General features: G+C 50.9%; 1 protein-coding gene and 1 rRNA gene. One reads left to right on the top strand and one right to left on the bottom strand.

Annotated features, from left to right (window positions below):
* Window positions 1–197 (top strand): hypothetical protein (locus tag HV786_RS27255; protein WP_217472133.1); only part of this gene is annotated, 197 nt, incomplete at its 5' end.
* A gap of 218 nt (window positions 198–415) precedes the next feature.
* Here the strand turns inward: HV786_RS27255 and rrf are convergent.
* Window positions 416–517 (bottom strand): 5S ribosomal RNA (gene rrf / locus HV786_RS27225); the annotation flags it as partial.

Raw genomic sequence — 517 nt, forward strand, 5'->3', positions numbered from 1 at the left:
ATTCTGTACTACTGGTTTCTGCCTTTAACTTCGGCGAACTTCGCTTTTGCGTCGTCGCTTTCGTTGCAGCAGAGAAACGAGATTATGAAGAAGTTTTTATCGCTTGTCAAGCCAGCTTCGCTTTCTGCTTTACGCAGTTGCATCGCTTGCTTGCGGCGACCTCTTCAGGTCTCGCCAGGACTTTCGCCCTGCCCTAGCAGCTATCGAAATGCCAGGACAAACCCTGATTTTTCGGTAGCAGCCAAGCTCGTAACTATATCACCATTTTTGCAGCGATTGCAACTGGCTTCTGCCTAATTTGCACTCTGTCCTGCATCGCCGCCGAGCTGGAGAATCTCCTTCGGCTGCATGGAACATAGGTTCTCACTAAAAACAAACCCCCACAGGCTTACCTGTGGGGGTTTGCGCAATAAAAGCCTGACGATGACCTACTTTCACAGACGTCCGTCCACTATCATCGGCGCAAAGGCGTTTCACTGTCCTGTTCGGGATGGGAAGGAGTGGGACCACCTTGCTA

The sequence above is a fragment of the Achromobacter mucicolens genome (assembly GCF_902859725.1).
Lineage (GTDB): Bacteria > Pseudomonadota > Gammaproteobacteria > Burkholderiales > Burkholderiaceae_B > Achromobacter > Achromobacter mucicolens.